This window comes from Buttiauxella agrestis (assembly GCF_900446255.1).
Lineage (GTDB): Bacteria > Pseudomonadota > Gammaproteobacteria > Enterobacterales > Enterobacteriaceae > Buttiauxella > Buttiauxella agrestis.
This window is the reverse complement of sequence record NZ_UIGI01000001.1, coordinates 2,409,103-2,434,186: the sequence shown is the minus strand read 5'-3', so window position 1 is coordinate 2,434,186 and position 25,084 is coordinate 2,409,103. Positions and strand designations below refer to the sequence as shown.

At 51.2% G+C, this 25,084-nt stretch carries 26 protein-coding genes; 10 read left to right on the top strand and 16 right to left on the bottom strand.

What is annotated here, in order from left to right; all coding sequences use genetic code 11:
• Window positions 1–42 precede the first annotated feature (42 nt).
• On the bottom strand, window positions 43–483 hold the full coding sequence (locus DY231_RS11770; protein ID WP_115628522.1) for a MerR family transcriptional regulator: 441 nt from the start codon (window positions 481–483) through the stop codon (window positions 43–45).
• 331 nt (window positions 484–814) lie between these two features.
• Between DY231_RS11770 and DY231_RS11765 the strand changes: the two genes are divergently transcribed.
• The 3 genes from DY231_RS11765 (at window position 815) to gap (ending at window position 4,859) form a co-directional block, all read left to right on the top strand.
• Window positions 815–2,770 (top strand): alkyl/aryl-sulfatase, encoded by a 1,956-nt coding sequence (locus tag DY231_RS11765; protein WP_115631830.1) that lies wholly within the window; start codon window positions 815–817, stop codon window positions 2,768–2,770.
• Between the two features lie 66 nt (window positions 2,771–2,836).
• The gene (locus DY231_RS11760) at window positions 2,837–3,751 is read left to right on the top strand and encodes a transporter (RefSeq protein WP_172588686.1); all 915 of its coding nucleotides are present in this window, start codon (window positions 2,837–2,839) and stop codon (window positions 3,749–3,751) included.
• Window positions 3,752–3,857: 106 nt separating this feature from the next.
• The gene (gene gap / locus DY231_RS11755; RefSeq protein ID WP_115628521.1) at window positions 3,858–4,859 is read left to right on the top strand and encodes a type I glyceraldehyde-3-phosphate dehydrogenase; all 1,002 of its coding nucleotides are present in this window, start codon (window positions 3,858–3,860) and stop codon (window positions 4,857–4,859) included.
• 47 nt (window positions 4,860–4,906) lie between these two features.
• On the opposite strand, the gene dbpA is transcribed toward gap, so the two are convergent.
• The gene (dbpA, locus tag DY231_RS11750; protein WP_115628520.1) at window positions 4,907–6,280 is read right to left on the bottom strand and encodes an ATP-dependent RNA helicase DbpA; all 1,374 of its coding nucleotides are present in this window, start codon (window positions 6,278–6,280) and stop codon (window positions 4,907–4,909) included.
• Between the two features lie 331 nt (window positions 6,281–6,611).
• Here dbpA and DY231_RS11745 point away from each other — a divergent pair, with 331 nt between their 5' ends.
• The 3 genes from DY231_RS11745 (at window position 6,612) to ttcA (ending at window position 8,992) form a co-directional block, all read left to right on the top strand.
• Entirely contained in the window at window positions 6,612–6,902 is a 291-nt protein-coding gene (locus DY231_RS11745) for a Bor family protein (protein WP_115628519.1), read from the top strand.
• A gap of 387 nt (window positions 6,903–7,289) precedes the next feature.
• Complete coding sequence (locus DY231_RS25410; RefSeq protein ID WP_232062578.1) at window positions 7,290–7,658, top strand: hypothetical protein; 369 nt, start codon at window positions 7,290–7,292, stop codon at window positions 7,656–7,658.
• Window positions 7,659–8,056: 398 nt separating this feature from the next.
• Entirely contained in the window at window positions 8,057–8,992 is a 936-nt protein-coding gene (gene ttcA / locus DY231_RS11735) for a tRNA 2-thiocytidine(32) synthetase TtcA (protein WP_115628518.1), read from the top strand.
• Window positions 8,993–9,029: 37 nt separating this feature from the next.
• Here the strand turns inward: ttcA and ynaL are convergent, their stop codons facing one another.
• Together ynaL and zntB are read right to left on the bottom strand one after the other, a co-directional pair.
• Window positions 9,030–9,182, bottom strand: coding sequence for a proline-rich small protein YnaL (gene ynaL / locus DY231_RS25215; RefSeq protein WP_156104874.1), 153 nt, complete (start codon window positions 9,180–9,182; stop codon window positions 9,030–9,032).
• Window positions 9,183–9,449: 267 nt separating this feature from the next.
• Entirely contained in the window at window positions 9,450–10,433 is a 984-nt protein-coding gene (gene zntB, locus DY231_RS11730) for a zinc transporter ZntB (protein ID WP_115628517.1), read from the bottom strand.
• Window positions 10,434–10,650: 217 nt separating this feature from the next.
• On the opposite strand from zntB, the gene DY231_RS11725 reads away from it, so the two are divergent.
• Window positions 10,651–11,745: a GGDEF domain-containing protein gene (locus tag DY231_RS11725; protein ID WP_115628516.1), complete on the top strand. Its 1,095-nt coding sequence runs from the start codon at window positions 10,651–10,653 to the stop codon at window positions 11,743–11,745.
• A 7-nt stretch (window positions 11,746–11,752) separates the two neighbouring features.
• Window positions 11,753–11,851 carry a YoaK family small membrane protein gene (locus DY231_RS25130; RefSeq protein ID WP_147295643.1) on the top strand — a complete coding sequence of 33 codons (99 nt, stop codon included), beginning with the start codon at window positions 11,753–11,755 and terminating at the stop codon, window positions 11,849–11,851.
• A gap of 50 nt (window positions 11,852–11,901) precedes the next feature.
• Here DY231_RS25130 and DY231_RS11720 read toward each other — a convergent pair whose 3' ends face one another.
• The gene (locus DY231_RS11720) at window positions 11,902–13,521 is read right to left on the bottom strand and encodes a peptide ABC transporter substrate-binding protein (protein ID WP_115628515.1); all 1,620 of its coding nucleotides are present in this window, start codon (window positions 13,519–13,521) and stop codon (window positions 11,902–11,904) included.
• Between the two features lie 255 nt (window positions 13,522–13,776).
• On the opposite strand from DY231_RS11720, the gene mpaA reads away from it, so the two are divergent.
• The gene (mpaA, locus tag DY231_RS11715) at window positions 13,777–14,484 is read left to right on the top strand and encodes a murein tripeptide amidase MpaA (protein WP_115628514.1); all 708 of its coding nucleotides are present in this window, start codon (window positions 13,777–13,779) and stop codon (window positions 14,482–14,484) included.
• A gap of 5 nt (window positions 14,485–14,489) precedes the next feature.
• On the opposite strand, the gene ycjG is transcribed toward mpaA, so the two are convergent.
• Window positions 14,490–15,455, bottom strand: coding sequence for an L-Ala-D/L-Glu epimerase (gene ycjG / locus DY231_RS11710; RefSeq protein WP_115628513.1), 966 nt, complete (start codon window positions 15,453–15,455; stop codon window positions 14,490–14,492).
• Window positions 15,456–15,604: 149 nt separating this feature from the next.
• Here ycjG and tpx point away from each other — a divergent pair, with 149 nt between their 5' ends.
• Window positions 15,605–16,111 carry a thiol peroxidase gene (tpx, locus tag DY231_RS11705; protein ID WP_034495560.1) on the top strand — a complete coding sequence of 169 codons (507 nt, stop codon included), beginning with the start codon at window positions 15,605–15,607 and terminating at the stop codon, window positions 16,109–16,111.
• 34 nt (window positions 16,112–16,145) lie between these two features.
• Here tpx and tyrR read toward each other — a convergent pair whose 3' ends face one another.
• The 10 genes from tyrR to hybO form a co-directional block, all read right to left on the bottom strand.
• Window positions 16,146–17,708, bottom strand: coding sequence for a transcriptional regulator TyrR (gene tyrR / locus DY231_RS11700; RefSeq protein WP_115628512.1), 1,563 nt, complete (start codon window positions 17,706–17,708; stop codon window positions 16,146–16,148).
• 158 nt (window positions 17,709–17,866) lie between these two features.
• The gene (locus DY231_RS11695; RefSeq protein WP_115628511.1) at window positions 17,867–18,454 is read right to left on the bottom strand and encodes a HupE/UreJ family protein; all 588 of its coding nucleotides are present in this window, start codon (window positions 18,452–18,454) and stop codon (window positions 17,867–17,869) included.
• A 35-nt stretch (window positions 18,455–18,489) separates the two neighbouring features.
• Window positions 18,490–18,726, bottom strand: coding sequence for a hydrogenase maturation factor HybG (gene hybG, locus DY231_RS11690; protein ID WP_115628510.1), 237 nt, complete (start codon window positions 18,724–18,726; stop codon window positions 18,490–18,492).
• A gap of 21 nt (window positions 18,727–18,747) precedes the next feature.
• Window positions 18,748–19,089 carry a hydrogenase maturation nickel metallochaperone HypA gene (hypA, locus tag DY231_RS11685; RefSeq protein ID WP_115628509.1) on the bottom strand — a complete coding sequence of 114 codons (342 nt, stop codon included), beginning with the start codon at window positions 19,087–19,089 and terminating at the stop codon, window positions 18,748–18,750.
• Entirely contained in the window at window positions 19,082–19,576 is a 495-nt protein-coding gene (gene hybE / locus DY231_RS11680; protein WP_115628508.1) for a hydrogenase-2 assembly chaperone, read from the bottom strand. Before hybE ends, hypA begins: the two co-directional genes overlap by 8 nt.
• On the bottom strand, window positions 19,560–20,060 hold the full coding sequence (locus tag DY231_RS11675) for a HyaD/HybD family hydrogenase maturation endopeptidase (RefSeq protein ID WP_115628507.1): 501 nt from the start codon (window positions 20,058–20,060) through the stop codon (window positions 19,560–19,562). The genes hybE and DY231_RS11675 overlap by 17 nt, the downstream gene beginning before the upstream one ends.
• On the bottom strand, window positions 20,060–21,754 hold the full coding sequence (gene hybC, locus DY231_RS11670) for a hydrogenase 2 large subunit (RefSeq protein ID WP_115628506.1): 1,695 nt from the start codon (window positions 21,752–21,754) through the stop codon (window positions 20,060–20,062). Before hybC ends, DY231_RS11675 begins: the two co-directional genes overlap by 1 nt.
• The gene (hybB, locus tag DY231_RS11665; protein WP_115628505.1) at window positions 21,732–22,934 is read right to left on the bottom strand and encodes a Ni/Fe-hydrogenase cytochrome b subunit; all 1,203 of its coding nucleotides are present in this window, start codon (window positions 22,932–22,934) and stop codon (window positions 21,732–21,734) included. Before hybB ends, hybC begins: the two co-directional genes overlap by 23 nt.
• Window positions 22,927–23,931 carry a hydrogenase 2 operon protein HybA gene (hybA, locus tag DY231_RS11660; RefSeq protein ID WP_115628504.1) on the bottom strand — a complete coding sequence of 335 codons (1,005 nt, stop codon included), beginning with the start codon at window positions 23,929–23,931 and terminating at the stop codon, window positions 22,927–22,929. The genes hybB and hybA overlap by 8 nt, the downstream gene beginning before the upstream one ends.
• A 3-nt stretch (window positions 23,932–23,934) precedes the next feature.
• Entirely contained in the window at window positions 23,935–25,050 is a 1,116-nt protein-coding gene (hybO, locus tag DY231_RS11655; RefSeq protein WP_115628503.1) for a hydrogenase 2 small subunit, read from the bottom strand.
• Window positions 25,051–25,084: the final 34 nt, after the last annotated feature.

Here is a 25,084-nt window from a genome sequence, read left to right as displayed (position 1 = left end):
TGATCACGCAGGTTACTCCCTACATTAAACACCCAAACTTATTTAATCGCAGGGTTCGTCCCGGCAATCATTTTGCGGGTTATTTATTACCAGGTTAAGAATGCTACTAAATCCATGACGAAAGACGTATGCCACAACCTGCTCCTGCTCTTTAGTGGACATCGAGTGGAAGATATCCATCCACTGATTCAACAACTTATTGCTGCCAATACACTCCTGCGCGTGGCCTGGGTGGTTCTGGGTAAAAACGACTTTCAGCGTTTCACGCGGCAGTAACGAAAAGTGGTATTCGTAGGCTTTGGTGCCTGGAATTTTTCTTTTTGCTTCCGGATTATCCCGCGTCATGCGCACCATCATTTTATGGCATCCCTGGGCGCTGCCAGGCATGCCCGGTAAACCAATCATCTCTTTGATAGCCAACCATTCAGAAATCAGGCTGTCTTTATTTTGATCAATATCAACTACTGGTTGATTTTTCTTCATCTCTAAATTATTAAACTCTTTGTTTTAAAAAGAATAACTACACTGCAACTTCGCCAGACATCCTTTGCAATCAATAAAATCAACCCTGCCGGTTGATTTGGTTTATATAGGTTGTTATTGTCAGCAGCACGTTCAAAGAACGTCAGTTAAGTATCGCAGCGCCAGCGTCTCAAAAGGCAGTGAACGCAATAGTGATGCTCATTCCCTTATCATGCTCGAGCTTGTCAGTCACCCACACCGGAAGCCACCGGCGGGCTCTTTCAAATGACATTAAGTTACAGTTCACTTTTGATTCAGCAAAGCTAAATTATAGCAAACGGACACTCAAATGATGAAAATTAAAAAGCTCGCACTCCTGTGCGTGATGGGCATATGTAGCCAGAATTTAAGTGCTGCGGAAATGGCAAAAAACGCCACCGATATTACAGCTTCAGCCAATCAGTCTGTTTTAAAACAATTACCTTTTAATGATAAACAAGATTTTGACGATGCCAGCCGTGGATTTATTGCCACGCAAACCCCTTTAACCATTCGTGATGCAAAGGGGAATATTTCGTGGGATTTATCGGACTATGGGTTTTTAAAAGGCACAGCCCCTGCCACTGTTAATCCAAGTTTATGGCGCAACACCCAACTGAACATGAATAATGGTCTATTTAAAGTTACCGATGGGTTATATCAAGTTCGGGGTTATGATCTTTCCAATATGACCATTATTGAAGGGAAAACAGGATTAATTATTCTTGACCCGCTGGTCACAACTGAAGTCGCTAAAGCGGCTCTTGATCTTTATTATCAGAACCGTCCGCACCGCCCGGTTGTTGCCGTTATCTACACCCATAGCCACGCTGACCATTATGGCGGTGTAAAAGGCGTGGTTACTGAGCAGCAAGTTGCCAGCGGTCAGGTCAAAGTGCTGGCCCCAACGGGTTTTATGGATGCCGCAGTCAGTGAGAACGTCCTGGCGGGGAATGCAATGAGCCGTAGGACACTTTACCAATATGGTGCGATGTTGCCGAAAAGCCCGCTCGGCCAGGTAGATGCAGGGATCGGTAAAACGACGTCTGAAGGAACATTCACTCTCATCGCCCCCACCGACACCATTACCCGTGACAAAGAGCAGCGCGTTATTGATGGTGTGACAATGGAATTCCAGTTAGCACCAGGTACCGAAGCGCCCGCAGAAATGCTGATTTGGTTACCACAGTTTAAAACACTGGATGTTGCAGAGGATGCCATTCACTCGCTGCATAACCTATACACCCTACGTGGTGCTGAAGTTCGGGATGCCAGTAACTGGTGGAAAACGCTTAATCAATCTATTGAAAACTATGGTAGCCGTGCCGAAATAGTTATTGCTCAGCACCAATGGCCGGTGTGGGGACAAACCAGAATTGTAGATTTCCTGTCAGGCCAAAGGGATATGTACAAATTCATCCATGACCGTTCGTTGAATCTGGCTAATAAAGGTTTGACTATGGACGAAGTGGCCGAATCGGTAAAATTACCTGATTCTCTGGCGTTGAAATGGGCGAACCGCGGTTATTACGGTTCAGTCAGCCACGATGCGAAAGCGGTATATCAGCGATATATTGGCTGGTATAGCAGTAATCCCGCCGATTTAAACCCTCTCCCTCCGGTTGAAGCCGCTAAACAGTATGTAGATTATATGGGCGGTGCGGACAATGTGCTGGCTAAAGCCCGGTTGTCGTTTGCTAAGGGTGAATACCGCTGGGTAGCACAGGTGCTTAAGCAAGTTGTTTTTGCCGATCCGCAGAATAAAGAAGCCCGTGAATTACAGGCCGATGCATTCGAACAACTGGGATATCAGAGCGAGAATCCAACCTGGCGCAATGAGTATCTGATGGGCGCTTATGAGCTACGTAACGGTATTCCTGATTTGCCGCCAATAAGCACAACCAGCCGGGATATGATCAAAGCCATGACGCCGGAACTGTTACTCGATTATATGGGGGTACGACTAAATACAGATAAAGCTAACGGCCAGCATATTCGCCTGAACTGGCAGCAACCTGGTGGCCAACAATATACGATTGAACTGAACAACAGCGTTATTATTTACGAGGCCAATAAACAGTTTAGTGATGCTGATGCAACATTAAAAATGGATACACTCAGTTTCGCGAAATTAGTAATGGGCCCAACAACCATGCGTGAATCCATTCTAAAAGAGTCCTCAACCATTACTGGGGATAAAGTAAAAATTAATCAACTGATAGATATGCTAGATAACTTCCCTGGCATGTTTAATATTGTGACACCGTGAATTAAATTACTTTCAATATGGAATAGCTCAATAAGCACACCTTAACCTTATTAGTCAGGAACTTTTATGGGTAGCTATTATGGTTCAACCCGCGCTATATGCGCGGGCGGGTTGGTGCTGTCGCTAATGTCGTTTTGCGCTGACGCCGATAATGCCCGCGACTGGCAAAATATGCCGCAAGATTTAGATTTGGTCTTTGGTTATTACAGTCATGTAGAGGCAAATACGTCGCTGGATACTTCGGTGCCCATCGACGGTTCCACCATCAAAGCGGATGTCTATATCCTTCGTTATGCCCACTCGTTTGCAATTGATGGCCGCTCTTCGGGCATTCAAATCCTGCAACCGTATGCCGATATTCGCGCCACACTTGATGACGCAGTGATGCTGGACGGTGAACATAAGCGACATGGAATGGGAGATACGCAATTTATCCTGGTTCATAACCTGTTTGGCGCACCTGCTTTAAGTCGCGAAGAATTCGCTAAATGGCAACCAGAAACCTTTCTCAGCGCAGCGTTCTGGCTCACAGCCCCTACCGGTGATTACGACAAAGATAGGTTGATTAACACCGGTGCCAACCGCTGGGTATTCAAACCTGAACTCGCTTTTGGCAAACCTATCGGCCCCACCTGGATTGAAGTGAATACCTGGGTTTCACTCTATACCAATAACGATGATTACCTCGGTAATCAGACGCTGGCACAGCGCCCACAGTGGGCCATTGAAGGGCATTACAGCTACAACTTTAATCAAGCGTTGTGGGCATCCATCGATACGACCTGGAGTGTGGGAGGCGAAACTAAAATTGACGGCGCCCCGCAAGATAATCGACAAAATAACAATCTGTTAGGCGCTACAATTGGTTTTCAGTTATCCCCGGAGTTAGGTGGGCTGATTGCTTATTCAGATACGGTGCAAAAGCGGTCTTATTCACCCGATGTCAGTAACTGGACGGTACGTTTCCAGTACGTCTGGTAGCGTTTGTGGTTACCGGTATAGGTTTGCAGCTGATGGTTTTATGAACTATCACTAAGAGTTGATTTCGGAAGTTACCCTCACAAAAGCTAAAATTGAGGAGCAGTTCATGAAAAAGGTCGGTATCAATGGCTTTGGTCGTATAGGTCGCCTGGTGTTACGCCGTGTTCTTGAAACCAAAAGCGAAGTTGAAATTGTTGCTATCAACGATCTCACCTCGCCTGAAGTGCTGGCGTATTTGTTAAAACACGACTCCAGTTACCGCAATTTCAACGGCTCGGTGGATTACACCGACGACGCGTTGATTGTGAACGGCAAGAAAATTGCGGTGTATGCCGAGAAAGACGCCAAAAACATTCCCTGGGGAAAAGTCGGCGTTGAGATAGTCATCGAATGCACCGGTTTCTATACCTCCGAGGAAAAAGCCAGCGCACATCTGGATGCCGGAGCGAAGAAAGTGCTGATCTCCGCCCCTGCTGGCGATATGAAAACCATCGTCTTTAACGTCAACTGCAACACGATTACCCCGGAAGATAAAATTCTTTCCGTCGCTTCATGTACCACCAATTGCCTCGCGCCAATGGCAAAAGCGCTGCACGACAACTTTGGGATTAAAGTCGGCACCATGACCACCATCCATGCATACACCGGCACGCAATCGCTGGTAGATGGCCCGCGAGGTAAAGATCTGCGCGCTTCGCGTGCGGCTGCGCAAAATATCATTCCGCATACAACCGGCGCGGCAAAAGCCATTGGTCTGGTGATCCCTGAGCTTCAGGGCAAACTCAAAGGTCACGCGCAACGTGTGCCAACGCTGACCGGTTCGGTCACTGAATTAGTGTCGATTCTTGATAAGAAGGTAACGGTCGAGGAGATTAATGCGGCGCTGAAAAAAGCGACCGACGGCAATGAATCATTTGGCTACACCGACGAGGAAATTGTGTCGTCCGATATTGTCGGCACGAATTTTGGTTCGGTGTTTGATGCCACGCAGACGGAAGTGACTGAAGTGGGTGATTTGCAACTGGTTAAAACCGTGGCCTGGTACGATAACGAGTACGGTTTCGTCACGCAACTGGTGCGGGTACTGGATGCGGTCGCGAAAGAATAGAATTAACCGCCCCCTGCCCTAATGTTGCAGGGAGCGGTGTTAAAAACTTACTTCAGCAAACGCACTTTGACGGATTTGCCTTTAATTTTACCACTCTGCAATTGCTTCCACGCATGACGCGCTACAGATTCTCGGATCGCGACATAAACGTGCATCGGGTGCACATCAATTTTGCCGATATCTGCGCCATCCAGTCCCAAATCACCGGTCAACGCACCGAGAATATCACCTGGACGCATTTTCGCTTTTTTACCGCCGTCGATGCACAACGTCGCCATAGTCGCTTCCAGCGGTTTGATGCTTCCGGCTGTAGGCGCGGGCTGCCAGCTCAAAGACAAGTTCAACATCTCTGCTAACACGCTGGCACGCTGGGCTTCTTCAGGTGCGCACAGGCTAATTGCCAGGCCACTTTCACCGGCGCGAGCGGTACGACCAATACGGTGAACGTGAACTTCCGGGTCCCAGGAAAGTTCGTAGTTAATCACCATTTCCAGTGCTTTGATGTCCAGACCACGTGCTGCAACATCCGTTGCGACCAGCACGCGGCTACTGCCGTTGGCAAAACGCACCAGCGTTTGATCGCGATCGCGCTGTTCCATGTCGCCATGCAGCGCCAGCACGCTTTGGTTGCTTTCGGTTAGCGCATCACAAACGGCCTGGCAATCTTTCTTGGTGTTACAGAAGACGACGCAAGACGCAGGTTGATGCTTGCTAAGAAGTTTCTGCAACAGGCTAATTTTGCCACTGCGGGAGATTTCATAGAATTGCTGCTCTACAGAAGGCAATTCATCTACGGAATCAATTTCGATGGTTTCTGGCGAACGCTGCACGCGGGAGCTAATGGATGCAATAGCCGTCGGCCAGGTAGCAGAGAAAAGCAGGGTCTGGCGATCTTGCGGCGCATGGCTAATCACTTCGTCAATGGCGTCAGCAAATCCCATATCCAGCATGCGGTCTGCTTCGTCCAGCACCAGCGTTTGCAGGGCATCGAGCTTGACGGTCTCTTTTTTCAGGTGATCCAGCAAACGGCCAGGTGTCGCGACAATCACATGCGGAGCATGTTGCAGCGAATCGCGCTGGGCACCAAACGGCTGCCCGCCACAAAGCGTGAGCACTTTAATATTCGGCATGTAGCGTGCCAGGCGGCGTAATTCTTTTGCTACCTGGTCAGCCAGTTCGCGAGTCGGGCACAACACCAGCGACTGAGTAATAAACTGATTTGCGTCAATGTGTTGCAGTAAGCCCAGGCCAAATGCAGCGGTTTTGCCACTGCCGGTTTTCGCCTGTGCGCGGACATCTTTCCCAGCCAGAATCGCGGGTAATGCAGCCGCCTGAACAGGCGTCATGGTGTGATAACCAAGTTCGGTGAGGTTGGCGAGTTGTTCTGCTGGCAGAACGTTTAGGGTAGAAAAAGATGTCACAGTTATACTCTCAATTAATGGGCTGTCAGACAGCGTCTGGCGCGCATATTAGCAGATTCGTCGCTGCAACGCGGCAGTTTCCAGCAAATTAGGGCTGCCATTTCAAGTCACACGCTGTGATAAGACCTGATTTACCCTGATAATCATGACTTCAGTATTAAATCTTTCAAATGATCGATAAAGGTTAATCCAAATCGTCTAATTTGATGCGATATAAACAAATCCAAAACAATGGCAAGATAATTCTTATACCAACAACTGGTCGGATTTCTTATTAATAATTACAATGCGATTCTGCGCGCGGTTACTACAAATAAACAAAGGGATTGTTATGAAAAAGTTAATGATAGCGGCTGTTGCTTCTCTGGTTTTATCTGGCTGTGCGCAGCAAACCTTCACGATTAATAAAGATATTGCTGAGAAACCACAGCAAACCACGACACATCACTTCTTTGTAAGCGGTATTGGTCAAACCAAAACTGTTGATGCGGCAGCGGTATGCGGCGGTGCAGATAAAGTGGTACGCACAGAAGTTCAGCAGACGTTTGCTGACGGTTTCCTCGGCTTTATCACGTTTGGTATTTATACCCCACGTGATGCACGCGTTTATTGCTCTAAGTAAGTTAAATAGCCAGTGCTATGCACTGGCTTTAAATAATCTAACTCATTGTACGATAAAATATTTTATGATTCAGGGATTCAAAGCCGCCGCTATCATTTTAGTTCTTGTGGTTCTGGCCTGGTTAATGTTGCTGGTTAATGCTCTTGATGTACCAACCCACTCTTTTTATTTTCTGGATAAGCTAGAAGCAATTTACTAAATTATCAATCAGGTTAACCCCTCCCCGAATTAATACCCACCTGCGAATATATCCCTCCCCGGTTTTGAGTTCCGCGAACCTTCAGTTTCATTAGATAAATCATCTAAAGAATATGAATTGCGCAAATTTAAATTCTATGGCGATTCATGTTACCCTTCTGTTACCTACATTAGATGACAAGGTGTCTCATGAAATTTGTTCTTTTATTAAGCCTTTTAGGCCTCGTTCATTCTTCTGTATTTGCCGCCACAGCAACCCGACTTTCATGTTCAATGCGTGAAAATATGGTGATTTCGCGTTTTGCTTATAGCCTCACGACAATGAAATGGGACGAACACTTTCAGGTTGCCTCCGGAGTCAGACAGAACAAAACCCAGAATGATGTCCCTTTCCGCGTCACACGTTTTCAAAATGGAGATGACCTGGTGTTCTTCCCGGGAAAACAGACCTATTTCATGTTTTATTCCGGCAACCCTGAGCCAGATCGCTGCGTCGTGCTGAGCACAAGTACCTATGAGATTACGCAGTTGCCGCGCTATGAAAAACCAGATGCATAACGGGATTGTGTGAAGCAAATAGTGTGGTGAGAGTGAAGTAAAAGAGATTTTGCTTTGGTCCGCCACCGGAGCCTCGAACCCCGTACTACAACACAGAGGTTGCCGCTCTTCCCGATGAGCTAGTGGCGGTTTTTAACGCATGCCTGACCCTTCATTTCATAATCACATAGGGATTATAAAGATTGGCCGGCGGCGCATAATACATAAGTGAAATTATCCATGCAATAAATAAGGTTTTAATAGGGCAAACTTATTCTAATCTCATTAAAACCACGCCATTAAGAAACGCTTTTTACTTCATTTCGTGCTGACTTTCGTCGCCGCAATCCGTACCATACACGCCATGTAGCATGGCTATGCCCCTGCGGTGCCCCTTTTCGAGTTAGAGCGTCAACTAAATGCAAGATAAACAAGAAGTTACTAAGAAAGAACAATACAACCTGAACAAATTACAGAAACGTCTGCGTCGTAACGTGGGCGAAGCTATCGCTGATTACAACATGATTGTAGAAGGCGATCGCATTATGGTTTGCCTGTCTGGTGGCAAAGACAGCTACACCATGCTGGAAATTCTGCGTAATTTGCAGCAGAGCGCGCCAATCAATTTCAGCCTGGTGGCGGTTAACCTCGACCAGAAGCAACCCGGTTTCCCTGAGCACATTCTGCCTGCGTACCTGGAAAGCATTGGTGTGGAGTACAAAATTGTCGAAGAAAACACTTACGGCATCGTAAAAGACAAGATCCCAGAAGGGAAAACCACCTGCTCGCTTTGCTCTCGTTTACGCCGTGGCATTCTCTACCGCACCGCAACCGAGTTAGGGGCAACGAAAATTGCCCTTGGCCACCATCGCGATGACATTCTTCAGACGATGTTCCTGAATATGTTCTACGGCGGCAAAATGAAAGGCATGCCACCAAAACTGATGAGTGATGACGGCAAGCACATTGTGATTCGCCCGCTGGCCTACTGCCGCGAGAAAGATATTGAGCGTTTCGCCATCGCGCGTGAATACCCGATTATTCCGTGCAACCTGTGTGGTTCACAGCCAAACCTCCAGCGCCAGGTGATTGGCGAGATGCTGCGCGACTGGGATAAACGTTATCCTGGCCGTATCGAAACCATGTTCAGCGCGATGCAAAATGTGGTGCCTTCGCATATGTGCGATACCACGCTGTTTGATTTCAAAGGCCTGAAACACGGTGCGGAAGTTGTCGATGGTGGTGATTTAGCGTTCGACCGCGAAGAATTGCCGATGCAGCCTGCGGGCTGGCAGCCAGAAGACGAAGACAGTGAATCCCCTGCGCAACGCCTCGATATCCTCGAAATAAAATAGTCATATCGTCCCTCTCCGGCAGCGGAGAGGGAAACCTTCACATGTGCGGCGGCGGGTCGATAATCGGTTTTGGATCGGGATCAAGCGGCGGGTCGGGTATCGGCTGCGGCCTGGGTATCGGATCGGGCACAGGCGTGGGTTCGCTCGGGAATGTCGGGTCGCTCATGAATAAGCTTCGATAAAAAGTCATTATGGCCTCCAGTTTTGTACCTTCCCTTTAAGCATAGTCAACAAATCGCAGACAAAAAAAAGCCGACTAATAGTCGGCTCGTACGAATCAATTGTGCTATGCAGTAATTCTAAAAAAGGAAGTAAGACAATATGGAGCGCAACGCCCATCGCTTGACGTTGCATTCACCTGCGAGAGAGATAGTGCCTTGAACCGGCGTTCCAGTTATTGACCTGGCTCAATTATCGCAGCCTTTTTTAGTAAGCACCTTGTTAAAAATGTTAAATTTTACAGCCATTTACTGCGATGTAACCACCAGGCAACACCGCCAATAAGAACCACCAACATGATGCAAAACAGGCTAAAACCAAAATGCCAGCCGCCGCCTGGAATGCCGCCTAAATTCACGCCAAACAGCCCCGTCAGAAATGTGCTTGGTAGGAAAACCATCGCCATTAATGACATGGTATAGGTTCGACGCCCCATCGCTTCTTGCATCACCTGGGCGATTTCATCCGCCATCACAGCAGTACGCGCAATACAGGCGTCGATTTCATCCAGCCCGCGCCCTAACCTGTCGGAAATATCCTGCATCCGACGACGGTGATCATCGGTCATCCACGGCAATCGCTCACTCGAAAGACGCGCATAGACATCCCGCTGCGGCGCCATATAACGGCGCATCACAATCAGCTGTTTACGCAGTAACGCCAGAAAACCTCGTGGAGGGATTTGTTGATCGAGTAAGTTATCTTCGAGATCGATAATTTTGTCATGCAACTGCTCAATAAACTCGCTGGCATGGTCAGTCAGCGCGTCACAAACATCCACCAGCCAACCGCCCGTATCGGCCGGACCAGCGCCCTCTTTGAGGTCATTCACCACGTCATCAAGTGCCAGTACCCGGCGCTGACGCGTTGAGACAATAAGCCGCTCGTCGATATATAAGCGCATTGCGACGAGTTGGTCGGGGCGTTCATCGGTACTGCCATTGATGCAGCGCAACGTGATGAGCGTCCCTTCGCCAATACGTGTCACACGCGGGCGCAAGCTTTCGCCGGCCAGCGCATCACGGGCATAATTGGGCAGTAATGGTGTGGTCGCCAGCCAGTTTGCACTATCGGTATGGGTATAATTTAAATGCAACCAACCAGGATGTGCAGCATCGATAGTGTCGTTATCTTCGATGGTTTCGACGCCGCCATTGCCATCGAGTTGCCAGGCTAATACGGCGTCCGGCACTTTTAAATCGTGCCCTTTAATGGTTTCCAAAGCATTTCTCCACGTATTGCCACATTTCTGTTGTCAGTCTAGCCGTCTTCTTTTGTTATGTAACTCGGAAAAATATGCAAACTTCCTGAATTTGCTCAATAAAAAATGTTACATTTCTGTTGTTTTTCGGATACAGCAATGCCACCAGGGCATACGGAGATGATGTTTGCTAGATGTACGCAGAACTTACACCAATTTAGATTTTCGCCTTAAGGTCATGCGGCAACGTGCGATCACGATCAGTGGTGTCTGGTTTTTGTGGATTAACCTATTGTTCTGTCTATTCATTTTAGGCCGACATTACTTTTCGCCGATACAACAAATCGCCAACATCACGCAATCATACCCCGTGCTTGAACTGCTTATGGGGTTGATACTCGCCATCTCGTCTTCGGTGATTTTCCTTTTGCGAATGGCCCCCGATCAACACGCCGAGTGGCTGAGTAAATGCCTGCACGGGGCATTACTGGGCATCAGCGCTCTTTGGGTGTGTTGTTTTTACATCTTCATTGCCAGCGGCGATTCGCGGATTGTGTTCCCCTTCGCCGCGTTGCTGATTTTCACCGCGCTGATTTCACTCTATTTTGATACCCGCGTTTTACTGAGTTTCACCCTGCCCATTTGGGTGGTTATTCTTATCTGTAACTTTGTTTATCCTTCTGATCTCACGGTGCTCAATGCGCTGTTGTATATCCTGCTGGCGGGGTTGTTTGAGTCGGGCCGCCGGATTTTGTGCGGTTGGTTTATTCTGGCCGTCCGCCGTGAGCATGAAAACAGAGATTTGATAACGCAGTTACAAACGTTGGCGAACCGCGACCCGTTAACCGGGATTGCCAATCGACGTGTGTTCCATCTGTTGCTGGATAAAGCGCTGCAACGAGAGGAACAATGCAACTCGTCGCTGTCAGTGATTATGTTAGACGTCGATCACTTCAAAAAATATAACGACCATTACGGTCATCAGGCCGGTGATGAATGTCTGATAAAAGTCGCTCAATGCCTTGAAGATGCGGTTCGTTCGACACAAGATGTTGTGGCGCGGTTTGGAGGCGAGGAGTTTATTATGCTGCTTCCTGATACCACTGCGCAGCAGGCGATTGACGTGGCAGAACGTATCCTACAGAACTTAAAAGCACTCGCAATTCCTCATGCCGGGTCGCTCGTCTTACCCTGCGTCACAATGAGTCTCGGTATCGCGATTTGGGAGCCGGGCATGTCTGCTACGCGACTGATTGCGCAAGCTGATGCGGCGCTGTATCAGGCCAAAGAACAAGGCCGGAACCAGTGGCAACTTTTCCACACTGAAGAATGAGAAGAAAATGAAAATTGGCGTTTTGTTCCCAATAGCCATCATCGTGGCCGCAATCGTGTTTATCACCTGGTTTATTGCCGGGGGTTACGCCACTTCTGTTTCGTGATGAAACAAAAAGGCCCTGATGAAAGTCAGGGCCGTTAAATCAAAATTTAATTAATGTGCCACGATATACATGGTACGGCTGTAAGCCACATCCTCAGGGTTATTAATCGGATACCCTTTCAGCCATGGCTTGATCAAGCGACCATTGGTGTACTGGTAAATCGGTGCGATCGGAGCTTTTTCCTGGAGGATTTTTTCCGCCTGATTGTAATCTTTATTACGCGCGGCATCGGTTGTTTCCTGGCTTGCCTGCTCCAGAATTTTGTCATATTCCGGGGAGTTGAAGCGCGAAATATTACCGCTGTGCGTTGAAGTTAACAGCGACAGGAACGTCGAAGGTTCGTTGTAATCCCCCACCCACGATGCACGAATCACATCGAAGTTACCGGTGTTACGACTATCGATGTACGTTTTCCACTCCTGGTTTTGTAGCTTCACATCCACACCAAGATTTTTCTTCCACATCGATGCTACAGCAATCGCAATCTTCTGATGGTTTTCGGAGGTGTTATACAGCAGCGTTAATTTAAGCGGTTTGTTCGGACCATAGCCTGCTGCTTGCAGCAGTGTTTTAGCCTGCGCATTGGCTTCTTCCTGGCTCATCTGTTCAAACGGAGAAGGCTCTGGCGTAAAGCCCGCCGTCACATCTGGCGTAAAGCGCCACGCCGGTTTCTCACCCGTACCCAATACCTTTTCAGCCATGATATGACGGTCAATCGACATGCTCAGGGCAAGACGCACACGCGCGTCAGCCGTCGGGCCTTTCTGAGTGTTAAAGGCGTAATAATAGGTGCCCAATTGTGGCGGCGTATAAACCTGGCCCGGAATATCTTTCAATAGCTTTTGATAGAGGTTTTTCGGGAATGACTCAGTGATATCAATGTCACCCGCCAGGTAACGCTTGGTGGCTGAAGATTCCTGGTTGATAGGAATGAAGGTCACCTCGGTGATCACTGTTTTGCTGTTATCCCAGTAATTCTTGTTCTGCACCGCCACAAGTTTTTCGTTCACGATGCGATCTTTGAGCGCATATGCCCCGTTGCCGACCAGGTTACCTGGTTTGGTCCAGTCATTGCCGAATTTCTCAACTACCGCTTTTGGCACCGGATAGAGCGAGAAGTTAGCGGTCAGATTCGGGAAATATGGTACGGGCTTATCGAGATTAATCCGCAGCGTTCTATCATCAACCGCCGTCACGCCCAGTTTATCCGCAGGCATTTTGCCATCAATGATGGCCTGTGCGTTGTTGATGCCAGCAAGGGCGGCAAACCAGGCAAATGGCGAGGTATTTTTCGGATCAACCAAACGCTGCCAGCTATAGACGAAATCTTGTGCGGTAACCGGTGAGCCATCAGACCAGCGCGCGTTGTCACGTAGCGTAAAGGTCCAGGTGCGGTTGTCGTTGCTTTGCCATTTGGTGGCGACACCGGGTTCGAGCTGCCCTTTCTCGTTCTGGTTAACCAGGCCTTCAAACAAATCACGGATCACCTGAATTTCTGGCAACCCGACGGCTTTGGCGGGATCAAGTGAAGCCGGTTCATCTTTAATATGGCGAACCAGAGTTTGGTCAGCCGCGAGTTTAGTACCAGCGGGGACATCCGCCGCCCAGGCATTAGAAAAGAGGCTGGCAATGGCTAATGCGCAACAAGTAGTCAAAAAACGCTTTTTCATGTTTTACCCTTATGAATAATTTTGTTTGGGCCAGCACTACGCTCACGCCAGTGACAGACAAACAATGTAACGCAATCAACTGTTTTGCCAATAACAAAAATAAATAACGTGACGAAAATCGCCTCCCGGTGAGGTTTTTGTGAATATCGGCGCAAAGGATGAACGGGTCTGTCAGGAGATTGTTTCAGATGAGTTTTTTTTAAATCACTGCTATTACTATCAGCATTAAAAATTTGAGTCGATTTAAGGAATGCTATGTCAGCCCACCGCCCTCGTTCACAACGTGGTCATTTGCCGAAAGGCTCCGAGCGTTATGGCAAATCTGTGTTCGGCGCGCCGCTTATCTGGTTCCCGGCCGCCCCGAGTGAACAACGCAGCGGCTTAATCATTGCAGGCACGCATGGCGATGAAAATGCGGCCATGGTCACGTTGTCTTGCGCACTGCGCACCCTGGAACCCGAACACCGCCGTCATCACGTTGTGCTGGCGGTGAATCCTGACGGTTGCCAACTGGGTTTACGCGCCAATGCCAACGGTGTGGATTTAAATCGTAATTTCCCGGCGGCAAACTGGAAATCTGGCGAAACCGTTTATCGCTGGAACAGCAGCGCCGACGCACGCGACGTGGTGTTATCGACCGGCAAAAAGCCCGGCTCTGAGCCAGAAACCGCCGCATTATGTCAGCTGATTCATACGTTACAACCTGCATGGATTGTCTCTTTCCACGATCCGTTAGGCTGTATTGAAGATCCTGATAACTCCCCGCTTGGCGCATGGCTTGCGAAAGAGTTTGCGCTGCCGTTAGTGACCAGCGTGGGTTACGAAACACCGGGGTCATTTGGCAGTTGGTGTGCCGATTTAGACCTGCCTTGTATTACCGCAGAATTCCCGCCCATCTCGGCTGACGAAGCGAGTGAGCGGTATCTGGATGCCATGATGGGCTTACTGCACTGGCAAAAATAACCGCCCTACGGATAAAGTTTCCCGGTTTCAAAGTGCAAACCGGGTTCAACGTCTACCGCAAGCCAGGTTGGGCCATCGAGATCGGCGAAGCGGACTTTCGCCGCCAGCGGCAATGCGGCGGCGATAGCTCTCGACGTACACAGCATACAGCCCAACATCACATCAAATCCTGCTTCGCGCGCGGCTTGCGTTAAGGCCAACGCTTCGGTCAAACCACCGGTTTTATCCAGCTTGACGTTCACCATTTCGTAGCGCCCTTTCAGCCCGGCAAGGCTTTCACGAGTATGGCAGCTCTCATCCGCACAAATTGGCAATGGATGGATGAAGTTCGCCAACGCACTGTCCTGCCCGGCAGGCAGCGGCTGTTCCAGCATCGCCACATTCAGATCGGCCAGTAACTGGCAACGCGCCGCCAGGCCGTCACTTTTCCATGCTTCGTTGGCATCAACGATAATCACCGCTTCTGGCACAGCGGCACGAATCGCCACCATGCGCTCGGTGATCAGTCGGTCGTCAATTTTAACCTTTAACAGGCGCGCGCCTTTATCCCACAGCAGTTTCGCGGCGGCGGCCATTTGTTCAGGTTCAGCAATACCGACGGTTTGTGCGGTGGTCACCAGTTCCGGGAGTTCGACACCCGCAATATGAGACAGCGTGCGTTGTTTGCGTCGGGCTTCTAAGTCCCACAATGCGCTATCAATGGCATTACGCGCGGCACCCGCCGCCAGCGCATCTTGCAGTTGGGCACGCGTGATTCCTTTTTCCAACTGGGGAATCACCGTGGTGATTTGCGCCAGCACCGATTCCACACTCTCGCCATAGCGCGGATACGGGGTGCATTCGCCCACCGCTTTAATGCCGTCTTCTTCCAATTCGACCACCACAACCACCGCTTCGCTGCGTGTACCACGTGAAATCACAAACGGGGTATGGAGCGGCCACGCTTCCTGGTAAACCTTGACTGTTCTCATTATTTTTTGCCTGTCGTCGTTGTTTTTATCGTTGCCAGAGTATAGCCAGAGAACACTTTTACTTGCAGTATCAGTTTTTTATATTCAGACGATGAATACTGACATACACTGTGGGCGGCGTTAATTATATGTAAACAGGAAAATCAAACATGTCACAAATCGTTCATTTCCAGGGCAACCCTGTAGCGGTTGCAGGTCAGATCCCACAAGCTGGCAACAAAGCTGAAGCCTTCTCTCTGGTAGCAAAAGATCTCTCTGATGTTACTTTGAGCCAGTTCGATGGAAAACGTAAAGTCCTGAACATTTTCCCAAGCATTGATACCGGCGTTTGTGCGGCTTCCGTGCGCAAATTCAACCAACTGGCGACAGAGATGGATAACACCGTTGTACTGTGTGTTTCCGCTGACCTGCCATTTGCACAATCTCGCTTCTGCGGCGCAGAAGGTCTGAGCAATGTTGTCACACTGTCTACTCTGCGTAATCCAGAGTTCCAGCAAGCATACGGTGTGGGTATTTCTGAAGGCGCACTGAAAGGCCTGACGGCTCGCGCTGTTGTGGTTCTCAATGAGAAAGACGAAGTGGTATTCAGCGAGTTAGTGAACGAAATCACTAATGAGCCAGATTATGCCGCAGCACTGGAAGCTCTGAAGGCTTAAGTGTGAATGCCCCCGCGAACCGGGGGCATATTGATTACTCTTCTGTTTTACGCTGGCTCAGGCCGTATTCACGTAATTTGTTCGCAATCGCGGTGTGCGAAACGCCCAAACGTTTAGCCAACTTGCGCGTACTTGGATAAGTACGATAAAGCTGTGTGAGCACCGAACGCTCAAAGCGGCTGGTAATATCATCCAGCGACCCTTCCATTGCCTCTTCCCCAACCACTAAACTCGCGGTATCAAAATCTGGCAGCAAAATGTCTTGCGGACGTAATTCGTACCCTTCCAGTTGGGTTAATGCGCGGTAGATCGCATTCTTTAACTGACGCACGTTGCCCGGCCAACCATAACGCGTTAACACATTACTTAAGTCATTGGCCAGTTTCGGACGCGGAACACCTTGTTCATCGGCAAAACGGGCCACAAACAGCTCGGTCAGCGGCATGATATCTTGCGGGCGGTCACGCAACGGCGGCAAATTCAGAGTGAGGACGTTCAGGCGATAATAGAGATCTTCACGGAATTCGCCTTTTTGCACCATTTCAATCAGGTTCTTTTGCGTCGCACAAATCACGCGCACATCGACATGAACTTCATGCTCCTCACCCACGCGGCGGAATGTCCCGTCGTTGAGGAAACGCAGCAGTTTTGTTTGCATGCGCGGCGACATTTCACCAATTTCATCCAGCAGAACCGAGCCACCGTTTGCCTGCTCAAAGAAGCCCTTTTTACCTTCGACGGCATTGGCGTATGCGCCTGACGCATGGCCAAACAATTCGCTTTCAACCACGTCATCCGGCATCGAGCCGCAATTGAGCGCCAGATACGGTTTCTGCGCCCGTGGGCTGCCAAGATGGCAAGCATGAGCCAGCAAATCTTTACCGGTCCCGGTATCACCCACAATCAGCAGTGGTGCATTCAGCAATGCCAGTTTATGTGCCTGATCAACGACATGGCGCATTTTCGGGCTGACCGCGACAATCTGGCTAAACGCGCCGACATCGGTATTAGAGAGGTTCTGGAGCTGGCGCCCCATGCGGACGGTTGAACGCAGCATCACCACCGCGCCGACTAACGTCGCGCCTTCGTTTTCGCTATCAAGATGAACCGGCGTGATTTCCATCAGGAAATTCTGCCCGTTAATCACCACATGTTCGGTATGAGATTCCGTCGGCGCACTTTCCAGCCAACGCATAAAGTTAAAACCGTTCACCAGGCTCGCGGCGTTATGGTTACGCAACTTGTCTTCGTTTTGGCCGAACAGTGCACAGCTCGCCGGGTTCGCCAGCTCAACTTTGCTTTTCATATCCAGCGACAGCACTGGCTCAGGTAGCGCTTCAAGCAAGGCGCTTAACGCACGATGTTCGCGCTCGGAAGGCATCCACGGCACGGTACGCACATCCGTCACTCCCGGGATGCGACGAATTTCAGCCATCAGGCTGCTGAAAGTATCAAAATCGAGGGTAGAAAAATTCAGGTAGATTCGCCCGATGGGGTCAATTTCGATACCTCGTAAATCGATACTACGCAGTACCAGTAAATCCAGTAATTCTCGAGTCAGACCGAGACGGTCTTCACAAAAGACTTCAAGACGCATGGGAATATCATCCTCATAGCTATTAACCTCTGGATGATAAGACAGTTCCCATGCTGCGGGAAGCGCTGTGTCAACAAATATTGACAGCCTGCTGCAAATTCAGGCGCTTTGCCGTAAAGTCGCCCATAAAGAACTCATAAAGAAAAGGGCTAAACGCCTTAGATCATCCCCGCGAGCAGTCCGATGCCGATTAACGATGCGAAAGCACCCAGCACACGCGACGCACCGTGTTTGACTGACGAGCGAATCAACAGCCAGCCAATGCCAAGCCCCGCCAGATGCAGCCCCGCTGTGGCGAGGACCATCCCTGAAAGCGCGGCTAAAGAGTGCGAGAGTTCCGCACCGTGCGCCAGCCCGTGGAAAATCGCAAAAGCACCGATGACTAACGCGCCCGTTGCTTCAGGGAGCTTCATTTGCAGCGCCACCATCACGCCCAACCCCAGCAGCGAAGTGGCAACAATAAATTCCGTTCCGCTCAGGGTAAGACCGGCCATACCCGCCAGTGCCCCGGTCAATAAAAGCCAGGCGAACACCAGCGGCGCAAGCCACCATTGCCGGGTATTCATGGCGCTCCAGACACCGACCAACAGCATGACAACCAGATGATCGGCTCCGGTCAGCGGATGGAGAAAACCTTCACTGAAACTTAAAGTGTGGTGCGCCCCACTATCCTGGCCCGTATGAGCCAATGCCAGTGCCGGAAACAGCGCAAAAAGTGAAACAACAGTCTTAGTTGTAAAACGCATCTTTGGTTCTCCTTAAAGTTATTTTCCTTTGCCTGTCAAACCATCTGCATCGCTTTAAGCGCTTCGAGCGTGTTCAATGCCTCTTGCTCATCCAACAGGCTCATGGCGAACCCAACATGCAGCAAAACCCAACGCCCGACCAACTCCTGGGGCGAACCTTCACACACCAGCGAGATATTGATTTTGACTGTTACGCCCGACACCTCGGCGCTGGCGAAATGATGACAATCCTCACCTACCTCAATAATTTTTGCGGGCACACCGATACACATACTTATTCCTCCGCTGCGTGGTTATTCAATTTCCAGCTGTTTAATACGCAGACTTTCGCCCGTCTCAATACTCAGCTTGCGACCCCCGCACAACGGACACGGGCTGGTGTGCTTTTCAATCTGCACGCTGTGACTGCAATCCCAGCACCACGCCAAAGCAGGAAGATGACTAAGGCGAAGCTCACTGTTTTCTGCCAGCGTGCCGCGAGTGGCACTGGCAAAACTAAAGCGCAGCGCCTGCTCTTCAATGCAGGCCAGCGCCCCAAGCTCCAGCCACACCTGCGTCACTTTTTGTGCGCCGTGCAGCCTTGCCTGTTGCTCGATGAGCTCCACCATATTGAGACAGAGGCTGAGTTCATGCACCTTCGGGACTCCCGACTGGCATACGGAAAAAAGCCCTGCGCCCTGGATTTTCAGGCTGAGTGCTATCCACCACCGGCAATGACAGCGCCATTCTGGCGGTCTGCTCCGCGAGCATGATCATCGTGTCCACAGAGAGCTGTTTTTCCAGGGGTGACATCAGCGAAGCAGCCAGATATTGCCCACAACCGTCCATTTCCCCGACGGTAAAACGAACATTGCCGCAGGGAAGTATAAGCGCCAGTTTTTCCCCCACGATGCGCATCGGCCACACCTGACCTGGCCCTGGTAACACCATTAAACTGAGCATCCAGGGCGTCAGCATGCTGCCCAGCCATTGATGCTCGAACAGCTGAAAACAGCAGGCTCTAACAGGAATATGCGCCCGATAAAATGGCAACTGGCGCATTTGTTTCTGCGCGACGGCCTGAAACGCGTCTTCGAGCAAAGTGGAGGGGTCGTGCGTAAACCCGTTAATGCCCGGCAACATCTGACACCTCCGCACTAATCATGCTCACGCCCTCGGCGTGCAACGCCGCCATAATTTGCTGCAACGCAGGTTCAATCGCCTGACGCACGACCGGCGACAAAGCAATTCCCGGCGCCAGGGTCTGTGGCACCACGCCAACCAACGTCAGTTTTGCCGGGAACTCATCGGTCAGGCGCAGCGCCATCAGCACATCGGCAAGCCCAAGCTGATGAGGCGAAACCTTGCGGGTAAACATCGCCGGGATTTCATCATCACGAAGCACCACGACACTCCCAGGCTCGTCCCCGGTGAGTACCGCATCGGCGACAATCAAATGGTCGCGATTCGCCATCACGTCCATCAGGTCCATGCCCGAGGTGCCGCCATCGAGCACTTCAACGTGCGGTGGCAGCAGATAGCGTTGCTCAAGCGCCTCGACGATTCGCACGCCTATCGCTTCGTCACCCAACAATAAATTGCCTATGCCCAACACCAGAATACTCATCACAACACCTTAACGCGGGTCACTTCACCGCCGGTGGCATCGACGATGTGAACGGCGCACGACATACAGGGATCGAACGAATGAATGGTTCGCACCACTTCCAGCGGTTTAGCCGGGTCACTCACAGGAGTACCGACCAGAGCACGCTCATACGGGCCAGGCTCATCGTTGAAATTGCGCGGCCCGGCATTCCACGTAGAAGGTACAACCGCCTGATAGTTTGCGATTTTGCCGTCTTTGATCACCACCCAGTGCGACAAAGCCCCGCGCGGTGCCTCGATAAACCCGACGCCGCGGATTTCACCGGTAGCGGGAATGTTTGGTGGAATAAAGGTTTCGTGGTCGCCGGTGCCAATATTAGTGACCAGCGCTTGCCACTGCTGACTGAGAGTCTGATGCAGCACGCAGGCATGAACCGTACGCCCGACCACGCGCCCTAATGTAGATTCAAGCTGTTCGGTTTTAAGCGTTTCTCCGGTCAGGGTTTTCATCATCCCGGTGAACTGGCTAAATACCTGCTGCGTAGGCTGATGCCCGGCTTGCAGGCTACACTGCAACCACGCGAGCGGTCCCATCTCCACGGTTTTGCCGTAAAATGTTGGCGCTTTAACCCAGGAGTATTTCCCATCTTCCTGCCAGCCGGTGTAGTTCGGCCGCGTCAGCCCTTCCCAGGGGGCCAGCGGTTGGTCATCCTGATACCAGGCGTGTTTGCCGCTTTCCTCAATGCCCTGTTGTAGATACGCATCCTGTTGCGTGGCAATCGGCCGGAATTTGCCGTTTTCCAGATAACCGCCCGGCAGCAGATAGTGCTCACTTTTACGATCGACTGGCAATTCAGGGACACAGAGATAGCAATCCGCGCCCTTACCCATCGTCAGCCACTGCGGATAATGCGCGGCGATAATCGCAGTATCGACCAGATAAACCTGCTCGATAAAATCCCCCAGTTTGTCGATAAAGCTTTTCAGGTACATCAGGCGTTCAAGGTTTAGCACGCCTGGGGAGTCCAGATTTATCGGGTTCGCCACGCCGCCCACGGCCAGGTTCTGGATATGCGGCGTCTTGCCGCCGAGCACCGCGACAATGCGGTTCGCGTCACGTTGGCACTCCAGCGCCTGTAAATAGTGCGCCACAGCAATCAGATTCACTTCCGGCGGCAGTGTCATCGCCGGATGCCCCCAGTAACCGTTGGCAAAAATGCCCAGTTGCCCGCTATCTACCAGCGCTTTGATTTTGTTCTGCACCGCAAGAAACTCGGCTGCGCTGTTCAGCGGCCATTGGGACAAACCGCGTAACATATCTGCGGCTTTCTGCGGATCGGCCTTAAGTGCGGAGGTGACATCAACCCAATCCAGCGCCGAAAGCTGATAGAAATGCACGATATGGTCGTGAATGCTGTGGGCCGCTGAAATGATATTGCGAATGTATTGCGCGTTGACCGGCACTTCCATCCTCAGGGCATTTTCCACCGCGCGCACCGAGGCCAGCCCGTGAATGGTGGTGCAAACCCCGCAAATACGCTGGACGATCATCCAGGCATCGCGTGGGTCGTTGCCTTTGACAATCTCTTCCATGCCGCGCCACATCGTCCCGGAAGACCAGGCCTTAACGACTTTCCCCTCTTCAATTTCACAGTCGATGCGCAGATGTCCCTCAATGCGCGTGACAGGATCAATGGTGATGCGTTGGCTCATGAACTTCCCCTGAATTTTTAGTTTCGTTATTTTCGCTATGACGGTGTTGCTCTGGCAGGACAGGTAAAAGTCTGATGAGCAAAATGTAGGCACACACTTCAATGGCGACAAAGCCGATGGAGATCAGCAATTCGCTGGCGGTCGGGAAATAGGCGTAACCGTTACCTGGGTTGTAAGCCAGCAGCGCGTAATTCAGCCGCCAGAAGGCCGCGCCGCACACCATGCTTAAAGCCCCGAGAAACAGCAGACGCGGATCTTTGCGGTTGCGCTTCCAGCGGAAAATCACCAGCGGGAAGAGCATCAGTGCCATTTCGGCCCAGAACGACAACGCAAAACGGTCGAGATGCCACAGATACGCTGTTTTTTGGCGCACGATGATTTCGCCTACGCGTAAAACGATAAACAACAGCAAGAAGATCTCAGTGAGCCGCGTCAGGCGGGTAAACAGCGGCGTCTCGTTCACTCCTCTTCCCCGCAGCCCAGCCTGCACCAGCGAGCCTTCGAAAATCACAATCGAAAAGCCAAGAATGGCGGCGGTCAGCAGCGAAAATACCGGTAGCAGTTCATAGCTTTGCCACAGCGGATGCACCTTGTAGCCTGCGGCAATCATCAGCGATCCCATCGACGACTGGTGCATCGACGGCAGCAACGCACCCAGCGCGATAATCAAAAACATCGCTTTATTCAGCAAGCGCAGCGGTTTCTTCCAGCCGAGGCGTTCCAACAACGCCGGGGCAAATTCCAGCGTCACAATGCCGATGTAAATCGTCATGCAGACGGCAGTTTCAAACAGCACTGAGTTGGTGTTGAAATGGCCGGGGATATAGAAATACGGCAGGTTCCAGTAACGCCCGACGTCAATCGTGATAGACAAACCGCCGAGGGAATAGCCGAACAAACTGGCTAATAGCGCCGGGCGCACCAGCGGGTGATATTGACCACGGTTGAAGACATACACCGCCCAGGCGAGCGCCCAGCCACCGCAGGCCAGGCCGGTGCCCACCAGCAGGTCAAAGGCAATCCAGATCCCCCACGGATAACCACCGTTTAAATCAGAGACATTCCCCAGTCCAAAGACCAGACGTTTGACGATCAGCAGCAGGCAAAGGACGGCAAAAGGAGCCAGCAGCATCACCGGCCAGCTCACCAACCGCCCGCCAAGAGGCTTCGTGTTACTCATCGTCTTGATCCTCTTTGTCCTTGCGCTGCTCATTGCGCATATTGCGCTGCACCATAAAAGTGATCCCCGCCAGCGCGGCAAACGGCAGTACCATGCCTTTGTACAGGGAGTGCTGGACATGTTCCGAACGCGCCCCGGTAGACAAATCCGCCAGCGCAGGCAAGCCCAGCTTGTCGAAAGGCACGCCCGCCAGCACCAAAACCTGAGTACCGCCACCCTCTTTTTCGCCGTAGATATGCGGCTGGTAATGGGCGATGGGATGTTCGTAGCTGTCATGCGCAATCGTCTGGCGCGGATAGCGGGTGTTTTCACCGGCTTTGCCGTTGAGTCGGCGTTTCGCTTCATCCAGCAGTTCTTCACGGGTGCCGAAAATCACCGCCCCGGTAGGACACACCGCAACGCAACCAGGAAGCTCACCTTTATCCAGGCGTTCAACGCCCTTTTGATTGCACAGTTCGCATTTATGAATTTTGCCGAACGGGTTGTCGTAATCGTATTTCGGCACATTGAACGGGCAGCCGACCATGCAGTAACGGCAGCCGGTGCAGACGTCGGGGTTGTAATGGACAATGCCGGTTTTGGGATCTTTGCGCATCGCCTGCACCGGGCAGACTGAAACGCAGTTGGGGTCCACACAGTGCATGCACTGTTTTTTGATATAGGCATAACCGTCGGCTAACCGATCTTTGTGTTCGCCTTTGCCGTTACGCCATACCTGAATAATGTTGTTGGTGTAGGGGCTGAGTTTGTCATTGTTCGACCAGGTGGGTTCAGTTCCCGCATAAGCGTAGGTGTCGCCGTGCGGTGCATCAGTATGATTGACGCGCTGGCATTCGCTGACGCACGCCTGGCAGCCGATGCACAGCGTGGAGTCATAAAGCATCCCCAACGCGCCAGGGATTGGCGGCTTATTTTCTGCCGCGGCCTGTGCCGAAGAAGTCCCACCGGCGAGCAACGCACCTGCGGAGGCGAGTTTTAAAAAATTGCGTCTGTTCACGGCTCACTCCCCCTCGGGTGGATCCTGACGATCCTTGCGCTGCCGCCCCAGTTCTTTCACCGTCATCAGACTGACGCCCGCGACCAGCCCGACCACGCCGCCCAGCAGCCCCACCGATGTCAGGCTGATATTTCCCCCCTCCTGACTGGTGATTTCAGGTTTTGCACTGCGCGGCGTAGGGTTTTCAACATTCGCCAACTGAGAGATACCTTTGGTGAAGCCGACCCCCTTTTCATTGCAGCCGTAGCAAGGGTGGCCAATTCCCACCGGCCAAATACCGCCGCCGATGTCGCAAAACTCCAGTGTTGAACAATTGCCCCAGGTTTCCGGCCCTTTGCAGCCGAGGTGATAAAGACACCATCCCTGTCTGTGGCCTTCGTCGCCAAACTGTTTGGCAAAGCGCCCGGCATCAAAGTGTGGGCGGCGCTCGCAGTTTTCGTGGATCAGCCTTCCGTAGGCAAATTGAGGTCGGTTATTGGTATCGAGTGCCGGAGGGCGCTGGTAAGTAATGATGTGCGCCACGGTCGCCAAAAAGTTATGCGGATTTGGCGGGCAGCCCGGGATATTAATCACCGTCTTACCGGGCAAAACCTCTTGTAGACTGACTGCCCCGGTAGGATTAACGCCGCTTGCCGCAACACCGCCCCAGGCCGCACAGGAACCGATGGCAATTACCGCCGCCGCATGCTCTGCCACTTCGCGGATATGCTCCACAATCGGTTTCCCCGCCACCATGCAGTAGATCCCACCGTCTTTGAGGGGAATCGAACCATCGACGACCAGCACGTAACGCCCTTTATAGCGTTCCGTCGCCCGCTGTTTGTTCTCTTCTGCCTGGTGGCCGAACGCCGCCGAAAGCACCTCGTGGTACTCAAGGGAAATCACATTAAGCAGCAAATTCTCAAGGGTGGGATGGGTGGAACGTAATAATGATTCAGTACAACCGGTACATTCCTGCGCTCCAATCCAGATAACCGGAGGGCGCTCGGCGGAAACGACGGCAGCCGTCATCTCCGCCGCTGCCTTTTGACTTAACCCCATGGTCGCGGCCAATGCAGCGCACAACTTCATAAAATCACGACGACTCACGCCTTCAGGCAAAATTAACGGACGATCCATTCTTTTCTTACCTTTTATAAAAACTTGTCTTAAT

What these genes read in the sequence shown, in the direction of transcription:
- DY231_RS11770 (WP_115628522.1), bottom strand. Translation starts at nt 483, where the DNA reads ATGAAGAAAAATCAACCAGTAGTTGATATTGATCAAAATAAAGACAGC.
- DY231_RS11765 (WP_115631830.1), top strand. Translation starts at nt 815, where the DNA reads ATGAAAATTAAAAAGCTCGCACTCCTGTGCGTGATGGGCATATGTAGC.
- DY231_RS11760 (WP_172588686.1), top strand. Translation starts at nt 2,837, where the DNA reads ATGGGTAGCTATTATGGTTCAACCCGCGCTATATGCGCGGGCGGGTTG.
- gap (WP_115628521.1), top strand. Translation starts at nt 3,858, where the DNA reads ATGAAAAAGGTCGGTATCAATGGCTTTGGTCGTATAGGTCGCCTGGTG.
- DY231_RS11745 (WP_115628519.1), top strand. Translation starts at nt 6,612, where the DNA reads ATGAAAAAGTTAATGATAGCGGCTGTTGCTTCTCTGGTTTTATCTGGC.
- DY231_RS25410 (WP_232062578.1), top strand. Translation starts at nt 7,290, where the DNA reads ATGAAATTTGTTCTTTTATTAAGCCTTTTAGGCCTCGTTCATTCTTCT.
- ttcA (WP_115628518.1), top strand. Translation starts at nt 8,057, where the DNA reads ATGCAAGATAAACAAGAAGTTACTAAGAAAGAACAATACAACCTGAAC.
- ynaL (WP_156104874.1), bottom strand. Translation starts at nt 9,182, where the DNA reads ATGACTTTTTATCGAAGCTTATTCATGAGCGACCCGACATTCCCGAGC.
- DY231_RS11725 (WP_115628516.1), top strand. Translation starts at nt 10,651, where the DNA reads ATGCGGCAACGTGCGATCACGATCAGTGGTGTCTGGTTTTTGTGGATT.
- DY231_RS25130 (WP_147295643.1), top strand. Translation starts at nt 11,753, where the DNA reads ATGAAAATTGGCGTTTTGTTCCCAATAGCCATCATCGTGGCCGCAATC.
- DY231_RS11720 (WP_115628515.1), bottom strand. Translation starts at nt 13,521, where the DNA reads ATGAAAAAGCGTTTTTTGACTACTTGTTGCGCATTAGCCATTGCCAGC.
- mpaA (WP_115628514.1), top strand. Translation starts at nt 13,777, where the DNA reads ATGTCAGCCCACCGCCCTCGTTCACAACGTGGTCATTTGCCGAAAGGC.
- ycjG (WP_115628513.1), bottom strand. Translation starts at nt 15,455, where the DNA reads ATGAGAACAGTCAAGGTTTACCAGGAAGCGTGGCCGCTCCATACCCCG.
- tpx (WP_034495560.1), top strand. Translation starts at nt 15,605, where the DNA reads ATGTCACAAATCGTTCATTTCCAGGGCAACCCTGTAGCGGTTGCAGGT.
- tyrR (WP_115628512.1), bottom strand. Translation starts at nt 17,708, where the DNA reads ATGCGTCTTGAAGTCTTTTGTGAAGACCGTCTCGGTCTGACTCGAGAA.
- DY231_RS11695 (WP_115628511.1), bottom strand. Translation starts at nt 18,454, where the DNA reads ATGCGTTTTACAACTAAGACTGTTGTTTCACTTTTTGCGCTGTTTCCG.
- hybG (WP_115628510.1), bottom strand. Translation starts at nt 18,726, where the DNA reads ATGTGTATCGGTGTGCCCGCAAAAATTATTGAGGTAGGTGAGGATTGT.
- hybE (WP_115628508.1), bottom strand. Translation starts at nt 19,576, where the DNA reads ATGTTGCCGGGCATTAACGGGTTTACGCACGACCCCTCCACTTTGCTC.
- DY231_RS11675 (WP_115628507.1), bottom strand. Translation starts at nt 20,060, where the DNA reads ATGAGTATTCTGGTGTTGGGCATAGGCAATTTATTGTTGGGTGACGAA.
- hybC (WP_115628506.1), bottom strand. Translation starts at nt 21,754, where the DNA reads ATGAGCCAACGCATCACCATTGATCCTGTCACGCGCATTGAGGGACAT.
- hybB (WP_115628505.1), bottom strand. Translation starts at nt 22,934, where the DNA reads ATGAGTAACACGAAGCCTCTTGGCGGGCGGTTGGTGAGCTGGCCGGTG.
- hybO (WP_115628503.1), bottom strand. Translation starts at nt 25,050, where the DNA reads ATGGATCGTCCGTTAATTTTGCCTGAAGGCGTGAGTCGTCGTGATTTT.